The following is a 10,784-nucleotide window of genomic DNA, read 5'->3' on the forward strand; positions in this document are numbered from 1 at the left end:
CAGTGTCGCCGGCCCAAAAGGGCTGAAGCTGACATCGCGATGTTTTCCGCCGCCAAACAAACAATTTTAGGAACTGAAACTGACATTTCGCTCTCCTGAACTAATCCTCTTAGTTCCTTATTCTATCGTCAGACGCAGTCGGACAGATTGATTTGCGTCAATGGCAATGGCCCGCTGCCTACACAGAAGCTTTGGACCAGACATGAAAGTGCTCCGCTCAGGTGATAGTCTGAACGAGGCTTTACCTCGGCCCTCTTCGCGACTGCCACGAGACCGATACGCGGCATCCATGAGGCATGGTCAAACGTACTCCCGGCAAAAAAATAACCCCGACATCAGATGAACGCCGGGGTCAGTACTCTTACTTCGGGACAATGGTTATCGTAGCACGGCAGGCATTTGTTCGCCTTGAGTTAGATCAAAAGTGGTTTTTGGTTTTGGATTACCAAACCCAACGAAAGGGAGGCGGTACGTCTCACCGAATTATCGGGACCTAGGTCTGGCGGGCAGCCTCAGATGTTCGAATTAATACCATTTAAAGACAATAAATTAGATAGGATTCTGGCGGCGGAAGAGGTCAAGTCTCCTGACGTGCAGCAGTCAGCACATGATCAACGTCCTCTTCGGATATACCTAACGCGCTGGCGGTCTCCAAAAGGAGACAGCCGCCGCTGGGCAGCTTGGCACCTTCAGCACGGTCTCCATATTCTCCTTGGCCCATGCAACCGTGTCGTCTTGGAGACGGCCTTCACGGCCTGCCCCGAAGCGTCTACGGCTCCTGTGAGGCGGGTCACTCTATTGGGACGGGAGCGGGTCAATCGCCTGTTTTTGGATTGGGCGTATCTACATTGCCTTCCGGCAAAACGAGCGTGTCCTCGTAGACCATCATTGTCTCAACGAAAGTCATTTCTGCCTCAATTCGTATCTCCAACCACTGTTTGATTAGATGACGAACTTTCACAATATCGGGCAAATCGTTCAGTCGGTCTTCCACCGCCTTCAAGCCTGCCAATGCGTCCATGTTCTCAAGGGCAACATCCACCGCCTCGACCAGTAGTGGAAATAACAGAGCGGTGCGTTCCTTGTGTTTTCCGCATAAACTGCGTTGTGCGGTGAAATCGTGCCGTGCCTTGATAAATTCCATAAGTTCCCCTGATGCCTAACAACGCTCCAATAGAGGTAGCGACGTACCGCCGCCACTTCAAGAGTTCGACTAATTTTTATTATTTGTTTTTAATTACTTAACACATAGATATTCATGTGATTATCACACAGTGCTCCTCACATAGGGTTCGCAGAAGATCATGTTGCCTGTGGTGATCCTGCTAAGGCCAGGTCCGATTTTAGGTCCCCTTCCCATATCGAAACTACAATTCAATGAACCATGGATGATGATTGATACTGTGACTGGTTTAACGATGAGGGTGCGAATTCTCGGCACGGATGTTGCGCCAGTGGTTTGGTACCATAGACCTCCGCAGCCTCACCTTCGTGATCAACCGCCCGCCAAAGATAGTGCATCTCTCCATTGATCTTCGCGAAAACCTCGTCCATGAACCACGGCCAGTTCGAATAGGATTGCATCCGACTGACCCGGTTTCTTCGGATCTCGAGGGCAAACATCGGGCCAAATCTGTTCTACCGGACCCGCAGGGTTTTGTGGCTCATATAGATCCCTCGCTCGTGCAGCAGGTCTTCTACATTCCGCAGCGAAAGCGGAAACCAAAGATACAGCATAACCGCCAGACGAATGACCTCGGGGGGGCTTTGAAAGGACTGAAATGGGTCGTGTTTTGTCATCGATGAGCGCTGCAAAACCGCCCTACCCGGCTTAATCCGATTTGCTCTGACAGTGCCTCACGGAGGGTTCGTGATTTACGCTATTTTGGCCGCTCACAGTTTTTGGTGTTCTTGTGCCTCAAAAATAGCCTATTGGATGTTGTGAGCCTGTGTGGAAAAGTTCTTTTGGGCGTTAAAGCGATGCGGATATCAGCATTCTTGGTGAAAACCCTTGATTTACTGATGTTATCTCGGATTTGACGTGGTGTGTCTGTTGTTTCGACGCCATAGGGTAGAATGTAGCGATCACAAAGCTTGACCCGACCTGAGGCAGTCAAAGGATTTCAAAGCAATATGTGCCCAGCATCATTGGCCGACGAAAGCGATCGCGGATTTATTATACCAATCGGTGGGGGCGAAGACCGCGTTAAGGAAATGCAAATTCACCGCAAGTTCGTTGAGCTTTCGGGCGGAGCAGATGCCTATATCGTAGTGATCCCAACGGCATCGATGTTGAATGAGACTGGCCCGGACTACAATCGCATCTTTTCCAACTTAGGCGCGGGCAAGGTGGAGTTTCTCCCGATCTCGCGCCGGTCAGATTGCGACAATCCCGAGTTTTCCCAGATGTTGGACAACGCTACGGGCATATTCATGACTGGTGGCAATCAATTGCGGCTTTCGGCTATTCTGGGCGGGACGCTTGTGGTGACAAAGATCAGGCACCGTAATGCCGCGGGGGTTCCTGTTGCAGGCACCTCGGCCGGTGCGTCGATCATGTCAGAACATATGGTCGCGGGAGGACTAGATAACGAGTCCCCAGCCGAGGGGACGGTCACACTGGCACCCGGTATCGGCCTGACAAATGCGGTCATCATCGATCAGCACTTTACTCAGCGCAATCGGCTTGGCCGTTTGCTGACCGCGTCGTCCTTTAACCCGTTTCTGATCGGCCTGGGCATTGACGAAGACACCGCAGCCTTTATTGGACCCGATAACGTGTTGGAAGTGGTCGGGAGCGGTACGGTGACTGCGGTTGACGCCAGCCAGATGACCCATTCCTCAATGTGGGATGCCAAACCGGGCGAGGCACTAAGCCTACTGGGCCTGCGTCTTGACGTGTTGGGTGAGGGGTGTCGTTATGATCTGAAGGCACGTATCGGATATCCACCGCCAGGGCATTTGGCGCTTTCTGCCTTGTCGGTCCCGGACGTCTAGAACTCCGTCCTGTGCGGAGTAATATATTAATCAACAAGGCAACCATTTGAAAATAATCTCAACAAATGTCTTTGTCGGCCCCAATGTCTGGGCTGAATTTCCTGTAATACGGCACGTCATAGATTTGGGGATATTGGAAGACTGGCCCTCTGCCAAAATCGGATCAGAGTTCCTCCAAGGGCTGATTGCTGCGTTGCCTGGGCTTTCAGACCACGGCTGCTCTTATGGCGAAGCCGGGGGTTTCTTGCGCCGGCTGCGCGAAGATGAAGGCACCTGGATGGGTCATATTCTGGAACATTGCGCCATCGAAGTGCAAAATGTCGCCGGGACGGATATCTCCTTTGGCCGGACGCGCGGGACCGGAGTGCATGGACAATACAACATGGTCTATGCCTACCGCCAGCGCGATGTGGGATTGGCCGCAGGTGAGCTTGCGCTGCGGCTGTTGATGCATCTTCTGCCCCAGCCATTGCAGGACCAGGTCGATCACGCATTCGATCCTGCCTTCGATTGGCCAACTGAATTGCGCAGTTTTGTACTGCATGCCCAACGCAAGGAATTCGGTCCCTCGACCGGTTCTTTGGTTAAGGCGGCCCATGAGCGCGACATCCCTTGGATTCGGCTGAACGAAGGATCCCTGGTGCAATTCGGGCATGGCAAATATCAGCGGCGTATTCAGGCAACCGTCACGTCCGAGACCCGACATATCGCTGTGGAAATCTCATGCGATAAGGAAGACACGCACAATCTGTTAAACGATCTTGGGCTGCCCGTGCCACAGCAACGTATCGTCTACAGCGCCACCGAGGCCATCCAGGCCGCCCGTAAGATTGGCTTTCCCGTTGTGGTCAAACCTTTGGATGCCAACCATGGGCGAGGTGTCTCGATAAACCTGAAGAAAGATGAAGAGGTCGCCGCCGGATTTACCGAGGCCGAAGCACATTCGAAAAGCGCAGCCATACTGGTCGAGAGCTTTGTTACCGGCTTTGATCACCGGATGCTGGTCGTGAACAACAAGCTGGTTGCGGTGGCCAAACGGGTGCCTGGCCGCGTCACCGGCGACGGCAAGCACAGTATTGCTGAGCTTGTGGATATCGCAAACGAGGATCCGCGCCGCGGCATCGGACACCAGAAAGTTCTGACCATTCTTGAGATAGACAATCAGGCCAAGCGCCTGATCGCGGATGCTGGGCACACTGCTGATACGGTCCTGGCGGAGGGGGTGGTGTTTTATTTACGCTCGACTGCCAACCTGTCCACTGGCGGTACCGCGATCGACCTTACCGATGTCGTTCACCCAGATAATCGCGACATGGCAGAACGCGCGATCATGGCAGTGGGACTGGACGTTGGCGGCGTCGATTTCCTGATCGACGACATCACACACTCCTACAAGGACATCGGAGGTGCAATTGTCGAAGTGAATGCGGCCCCTGGCTTTCGCATGCACGTTGCCCCCTCTGAGGGTCAGCCACGCGATGTTGCGGGCAAAGTGATCGACATGCTGTTCCCGCTGGGGCAGCAAAGCCGGATCCCGATTGCGGCGATCACCGGCACAAACGGCAAAACGACGACCTCGCGTATGCTGGGCCACATCATGAAAGCCAGTGGTAAGATCGTCGGCATGACCTCTACCGACGGGGTCTATGTAGATGGCAAACTCAGCGTCAAGGGCGATATGACCGGTCCAAAGTCGGCTCAGATGGTGCTGCGCGACCCCACGGTCGATTTCGCCGTAATGGAAACCGCGCGTGGCGGGCTGGTGCGCAGTGGACTTGGCTATCAGCGTTCAGACGTCGCGGCGTGTTTGAACGTATCCGCCGACCATCTTGGTCTGGGTGGCATCGAAACGGTCGAGCAACTGGCCGTCGTCAAGCGTGTGGTCATCGAAAGTGCCACTCAAACTGCGGTGCTGAACGCCGATGACATTGAATGCCTGAAAATGGCCGACTACGCAGATGTGGATTCAATCTTTTATGTCACCGTCAATCCCGGCCACACACTGGTGAAAGAGCATATCAAGGAAGGGGGTAAGGCAATTGTCCTTGAACAGGGCATGAGCGGCGACATGCTGACAATCTACGATAACGGACTGCATATGCCCGTTCTGTGGTCGCATCTGATCCCCGCGACCCTTGAAGGCAAGGCCACACACAACGTCCAAAACGCAATGTTTGCGGCAGCTATGGCCTATAGTTTCGACGTTGATCTTGACAATATCCGCATCGGTCTGCGGACCTTCGACACGAGCTACTTTCAGGCACCAGGTCGGATGAATGTGTTTGATGAGCATCCCTTCAAGGTGATCCTTGACTATGGCCACAACCCGGCCGCCTTGGGCGCGATGGCAGGACTTGCCGATCGTCTGGACGTCAAGGGGAGGCGCATTGGCGTGCTGTCGATTCCTGGGGATCGCCGCGACTGCGATGTTGCGGATGCAGCACGCATCCTGTCGGGGCATTTCGACCATTATATCTGCAAGGCGGACGACGACAGGCGCAAGCGCGGCGACGATGAGATACCGCAGATGTTCAAAGCCGAATTTCTCAAGAACGGAATTTCGGAAAATCAAATCTCGGTCATTCCGAATGAGGAAGACGCGGTTGCGGCAAGCCTCGAGATGGCAAAACCGGGCGATCTTGTAATCATCTTCGGCGACAACAGTGCCCGCTGCTGGAAACAGATCATCTATTTCAATGCGCCCGAGCAGACGGGGTCCGCAGCGTCGATCCCGGTGAGCGCTCAGGTGCCTGCTCCTTTTGAAGAAATGATCGACGGCGATTCAAGTATGGTACGCGACTCGCGCGGTGTTCGACTGGCCCGAGGCGATATCGAAGACGGAGATTGAACAGGGCCGTGAGATGGATCGTATAGAACAGCTTGAGGCCGCACTTGATATCGACTGGGAGCAGGCCGACAATATCCGTGTCGACCCAGTTCGCCGCCTAACCGGTCCGAGCCTGATTTGGAATCGTCCTGGCGCGGTAGTGGATATATTCTTTGAGGATTTTGATCCTGGCATCTTGACGGCTCTGTGGGAGAAACACGCACGCCTTGCGTTGGATGCGCTTGGTTGGGAAGACGAGAATATCGCCCACCGGAGTTTCCGGGGGGGCGTTAGTCTGACGATCTCCGCTCCGCTCGATCAGCTTTACTCTGCTGTCTACGTAGCCCAAACCGCATGGCACTATTGCGCGGCAGAACTCTTGAACGTCGCGCCTTCGCCGTTCGACCGCATGATCAACGATCTGAAAACGGTCATGGCGCAAGAGGCAAATCCGGGCTTGATCACTTTGATTGCTGCGGCTGCTTTGCATGACGTTGATATCCTCTGCGACGATGATGAGGTTTCTCTTGGCCACGGGGCCAGTTCCAAGACATGGTCCGTGGCGGAGGTGCCAACACCGGACAAAGTTGATTGGTCGGACCTGCATGATGTGCCATTTGCGCTCATCACCGGCACAAATGGTAAGACAACGACAACGCGTCTGTGCGCTACGATTGCGCGTGCTGCAGGCAAGGTCGTGGGCTTGACGTCAACCGATCTCGTGCAGGTCGATGACGATGTCCTTGATCGTGGTGACTATTCTGGCCCGGGAGGCGCGCGGATGGTTCTGCGCGACCCACGGGTCGAGATCGCCTGCCTGGAAGTGGCGCGCGGTGGTATCTTGCGTCGCGGGTTGCCAACCCGGCGCGCCCGTGTGGCCGTCGTAACAAACGTCGCCAAGGACCACTTGGGAGAGTATGGCGTGACGTCGCTGCCGGAGCTGGCACAGGTCAAGTTTGTGGTCGCGAGCGCGTTGGCGCCGGATGGTGTTCTGGTCTTAAACGCTGATGATTCCCACGTGGTCGATGCGGCAATCAACGTGACCGCAGCGATCTGGTGGTTTTCACTGCACGCCTCCACGCCCCAGATCGTTCAGGCGCGAGCGCTTGGCAAACCTTGTGCCTATCTCAAGGGCGACGAGCTGATCTTTTTTGATGGCACCGCCGAAGCATGGACCCTCGACGTAAGGGATGTGCCAATCACCTTATCGGGAGCGGCTAGACACAACGTCCACAACGCGCTGGCGGCGATGTGTACTTCAACCGCACTCGGTATACCGGGCGAAGCGATCCGGGTTGGGCTTTCAAGCTTCATTTCTGATCCCAGGAACAACCCAGGCCGCTTAAATGAGTTTCACTACAATGGCGCGCGGATTTTCGTCGATTTTGCGCACAACCCCCACTCGATTGCGGCGGTGTGTGATGCACTAGCGCTGATCCCGTCAGAACGGCGGTTCGTCTTGCTGAGCCAGCCTGGAGACCGGTCCAATCAGAATATCGACGAAGCGGTGACGGCGGCGCTGCAGTTTCAGCCCGATTTGATCGTCGCCGCAGAAATTGCAGATTATTTACGCGGTCGAACATTGGGTGAAACACCAATTCTCATCGAAACGGCGGCTATCTCCGCCGGGATCAAACCCGAACGCATCCTGCACGCCAGTTCTCCTTCGACCGGAGCAAAGCTGATACTTGACCAAGTGCAACCAGGAGACCTGGTCCTTTTGATGGTGTTATCGGATCGTGAGGGGGTATTCGAGATTCTGGCAAGTCCATAAGTGAGGCACCCACTCCAATCGGTGCTCTCAGACGAAAGCGAACACGTCTCTGTCAGGACAGTTGCCCTGCCCCTCATGCAGCTCCGAGACCACGCCACTCATTGAGAGCGTCGGTACGGTTCAGTTTAAAATTTGATCGGATGATGTCGGGGCGCGCCTTGAAGTCGCACACGGGCGAATGTTTGGTCATCACACGATGGTGTGAAAGCGCACTGCCCGCCTCAAGCTGGTTTCCTCTGCCAAGGCTTCGTTTGACTTTTCCGATAATTTTGTGACAACCCGTCAACTGAGTTGCTTTTGCCCGACACCGAGAGGAACGATCTTCATGTCGCACACAGCTTCCTTTGCAAGGACTTCAAATCCAAGCGGCGGAAGCACATTTCTCACTGTCTTTACCAGGCGCTGAAGTTGCATTGCCACGGCTTCTTCTTCGATATCGACCTGTTCAGTCCACAACTTGATTTCATTGCATGCACGCAGAGCTTGCTGGATCCTGTGTTGTTGGGTTTCAGCCTCAATCTGGCGGTGTCGAAGAAAGCCCTTTGCACGGGTCACATTTTCATCGGAATACGTATCCGCGAGCTGGCTGGACTGCTGGCTCATTTGTGCAGCGACTTCCATCACGTCGGTTTCGAGCTGGCCCAGGTCGGGGTGATCGCGAAGGAACATCAGACGCTCCCGGACCGCGTCGAATTCTGATGACATCGTAAAGATGCCAGATCGGTCTGCTGCATGACATGCGTGAAATGCTCGTGCGACATCGTCCATACTGATGCGAAAGTCGCGATGGCTTCTTTCAAGTTTCAAGATGCGCGCGTTTGTAGGCGCCATGAAGAGGAGGGAGAATACTGCGGCAGTTACAATCAACTGACTAAACATACCCGCGTTGAGGACTGTCGCATCGCCGACAGTCATGGCGAAAGTAAACCATGGCAAAAAGCCCACGGATGCAGCGATAGAAACGGCAAGGAGACCGAAAGCCAGAGCTGCCAGAACAGCTATCGCGACAGTCTGCATTACGCGTCCGGCGAGGTCAGTGATTGATGAAATTGGCATAGGTTTTCCCTCCAATGTGGTCAAAAATTACGTTGGGGCCCCGACGTCTCCTTATCTGGCTCAAAATCAAGAAAATTCGACCCGGCTGTCCTGAGGACGGAGGCCCGCAGACAAAAGCCTGCGGGCCGTTTTTTTGAGCAGTCGCTTACATCATGCCGCCCATACCACCCATGCCATCCATGTCGGACATGCTGTGGCCACCTGCCTTTGTGGGTTTGTCACCGACCATAGCTTCAGTCGTAACCAGCAAGCCCGCGACGGATGCTGCATATTCAAGTGCGATCCGGACAACCTTGGTCGGATCAATGACACCCGCTTTCAACATATCGACGTATTGCTCGGTTTGCGCATCATACCCAAACGACTTGCTTTTGTTTTCAATGATCTTTCCGACGACAACTGATCCATCGACACCAGCATTTTCAGCGATTTGGCGCAGCGGTGCTTGGATTGCTTTGCGGACAATCTTGATACCAGCAGATTGGTCCTCATTGTCACCTTTAAGCCCGTCCAGCACTTTGCCTGCATGCACCAGCGCGGTGCCACCGCCGGGCACGACGCCCTCTTGTACTGCAGCGCGCGTCGCATTCAGCGCATCATCGACCCTGTCTTTACGCTCTTTCACTTCGATCTCTGTCGCACCGCCGACCTTAATCACTGCAATTCCACCGGCGAGTTTTGCCAGACGTTCTTGCAGCTTTTCCTTGTCATAGTCGGAAGTGGTTTCTTCGATCTGCGCCCGGATTTGAGTAACTCTTGCCGCAATCGCAGCCTTGTCACCCGCCCCGTCAATGACCGTCGTGGCGTCTTTGGTTATCGTGACCTTCTTTGCAACGCCAAGCATATCCAAAGTGACGCTTTCCAGCTTGATACCAAGCTCTTCAGAAATCACTTGTCCGCCGGTGAGGATGGCGAGATCTTGCAGCATCGCCTTACGGCGATCGCCAAAACCAGGGGCTTTGACGCCAGCAACTTTCAAGCCTCCACGGAGCTTGTTGACGACAAGCGTTGCGAGCGCTTCGCCTTCTATATCTTCGGCAACAACCAAAAGCTGTTTGTTCGCCTGTATGACGGCCTCAAGCAATGGAACCATCGGTGCCAATGATGTCAGCTTTTTCTCGTGGAGCAGGATGACGCAATCTTCCATATCGACGGCCATCTTAGCTGGGTCGGTTACGAAATACGGGCTGAGATATCCGCGATCGAACTGCATGCCCTCGACAACCTCAGTCTCGGTCTCAAGGCCTTTGTTCTCTTCGACGGTAATAACGCCTTCGTTGCCGACCTTTGCCATAGCGTCTGCGATTTGTTGGCCAATGGCTGCTTCGCCGTTGGCCGAGATGGTGCCAACTTTTGCGATCTCGTCGGTATCACCTACGGGGCGGGACATCGCCTTGACCTCGGCAACAACTGCCGCGACAGCTTTGTCGATCCCGCGTTTCAGATCCATCGGGTTCATGCCCGCGGCAACCGATTTCATACCTTCTTTGACGATAGCCTGCGCCAAAACTGTAGCAGTTGTCGTGCCGTCTCCGGCCTCATCATTGGTGCGGGATGCGACCTCGCGCACCAGTTGCGCGCCCATGTTCTCGAAGGGGTCCGAAAGTTCGATTTCCTTGGCGACAGTAACGCCGTCCTTGGTGATACGCGGTGCGCCATAAGATTTGTCGAGGATCACATTACGGCCTTTGGGGCCGAGGGTGACTTTGACAGCATTGGCGAGAGTATTGATGCCCTTGAGCATGCGGTCACGGGAGTCCGTGCCGAATTTTACGTCTTTTGCAGACATGTCGGTATTCCTAGTTGAAAACGTGTGAAAGTTGGAGCGAGGTTCAGGCCATAATGCCGAGAATGTCGCTCTCCTTCATGATCATCAGTTCTTCGCCGTCGATCTTGATTTCACTGCCGGACCATTTGCCAAACAGAATCTTGTCGCCAGCTTTGACGTCCATGGCGATACGCGCGCCTGCATCGTCTTTTGCGCCTGCACCAACGGAAACGACTTCGCCCTCTTGCGGTTTTTCCTTGGCGTTTTCGGGGATAATTAGACCGCCAGATGTCTTTTCGTCGCCTTCGATACGGCGAACGAGAACGCGGTCGTGGAGCGGGGTAAACAACATGGAAGTGTTG

At 54.5% G+C, this 10,784-nt stretch carries 7 protein-coding genes and 1 pseudogene; 3 read left to right on the top strand and 5 right to left on the bottom strand.

The window, feature by feature from the left end; genetic code table 11:
- Positions 1–814: 814 nt before the first annotated feature.
- Together Q1B15_RS08080 and Q1B15_RS08085 are read right to left on the bottom strand one after the other, a co-directional pair.
- Positions 815–1,144, bottom strand: coding sequence for a hypothetical protein (locus tag Q1B15_RS08080; protein ID WP_299752743.1), 330 nt, complete (start codon positions 1,142–1,144; stop codon positions 815–817).
- 230 nt (positions 1,145–1,374) lie between these two features.
- Positions 1,375–1,800 (bottom strand): annotated as a pseudogene (locus tag Q1B15_RS08085) (DDE-type integrase/transposase/recombinase).
- A 333-nt stretch (positions 1,801–2,133) separates the two neighbouring features.
- Between Q1B15_RS08085 and Q1B15_RS08090 the strand changes: the two are divergent.
- The 3 genes from Q1B15_RS08090 to Q1B15_RS08100 are packed head-to-tail and all read left to right on the top strand — an operon-like array spanning position 2,134 to position 7,598.
- Positions 2,134–2,997, top strand: a complete 864-nt coding sequence (locus Q1B15_RS08090; RefSeq protein ID WP_299752746.1) for a cyanophycinase — start codon at positions 2,134–2,136, stop codon at positions 2,995–2,997.
- A gap of 46 nt (positions 2,998–3,043) precedes the next feature.
- Entirely contained in the window at positions 3,044–5,845 is a 2,802-nt protein-coding gene (gene cphA, locus Q1B15_RS08095; RefSeq protein WP_299752749.1) for a cyanophycin synthetase, read from the top strand.
- Positions 5,846–5,858: 13 nt separating this feature from the next.
- Positions 5,859–7,598, top strand: a complete 1,740-nt coding sequence (locus tag Q1B15_RS08100; RefSeq protein WP_299752752.1) for a Mur ligase family protein — start codon at positions 5,859–5,861, stop codon at positions 7,596–7,598.
- A 282-nt stretch (positions 7,599–7,880) separates the two neighbouring features.
- Here the strand turns inward: Q1B15_RS08100 and Q1B15_RS08105 are convergent, their stop codons facing one another.
- The 3 genes from Q1B15_RS08105 to Q1B15_RS08115 form a co-directional block, all read right to left on the bottom strand.
- Positions 7,881–8,654 carry a DNA repair protein gene (locus tag Q1B15_RS08105; protein ID WP_299752755.1) on the bottom strand — a complete coding sequence of 258 codons (774 nt, stop codon included), beginning with the start codon at positions 8,652–8,654 and terminating at the stop codon, positions 7,881–7,883.
- A gap of 145 nt (positions 8,655–8,799) precedes the next feature.
- The gene (groL, locus tag Q1B15_RS08110; RefSeq protein WP_299752758.1) at positions 8,800–10,443 is read right to left on the bottom strand and encodes a chaperonin GroEL; all 1,644 of its coding nucleotides are present in this window, start codon (positions 10,441–10,443) and stop codon (positions 8,800–8,802) included.
- A 43-nt stretch (positions 10,444–10,486) separates the two neighbouring features.
- Positions 10,487–10,774 (bottom strand): co-chaperone GroES, encoded by a 288-nt coding sequence (locus Q1B15_RS08115; RefSeq protein WP_299752761.1) that lies wholly within the window; start codon positions 10,772–10,774, stop codon positions 10,487–10,489.
- Positions 10,775–10,784: the final 10 nt, after the last annotated feature.

The organism is uncultured Boseongicola sp. (genome assembly GCF_937988555.1).
In the GTDB taxonomy this organism is placed as follows: Bacteria; Pseudomonadota; Alphaproteobacteria; order Rhodobacterales; family Rhodobacteraceae; genus Boseongicola.

Excerpts from the sequence above, each read along its gene's own strand:
- Q1B15_RS08080 (WP_299752743.1), bottom strand. The coding sequence starts at position 1,144 with ATGGAATTTATCAAGGCACGGCACGATTTCACCGCACAACGCAGTTTA.
- Q1B15_RS08105 (WP_299752755.1), bottom strand. The coding sequence starts at position 8,654 with ATGCCAATTTCATCAATCACTGACCTCGCCGGACGCGTAATGCAGACT.
- Q1B15_RS08090 (WP_299752746.1), top strand. The coding sequence starts at position 2,134 with ATGTGCCCAGCATCATTGGCCGACGAAAGCGATCGCGGATTTATTATA.
- Q1B15_RS08100 (WP_299752752.1), top strand. The coding sequence starts at position 5,859 with ATGGATCGTATAGAACAGCTTGAGGCCGCACTTGATATCGACTGGGAG.
- groL (WP_299752758.1), bottom strand. The coding sequence starts at position 10,443 with ATGTCTGCAAAAGACGTAAAATTCGGCACGGACTCCCGTGACCGCATG.
- Q1B15_RS08115 (WP_299752761.1), bottom strand. The coding sequence starts at position 10,774 with ATGTTGTTTACCCCGCTCCACGACCGCGTTCTCGTTCGCCGTATCGAA.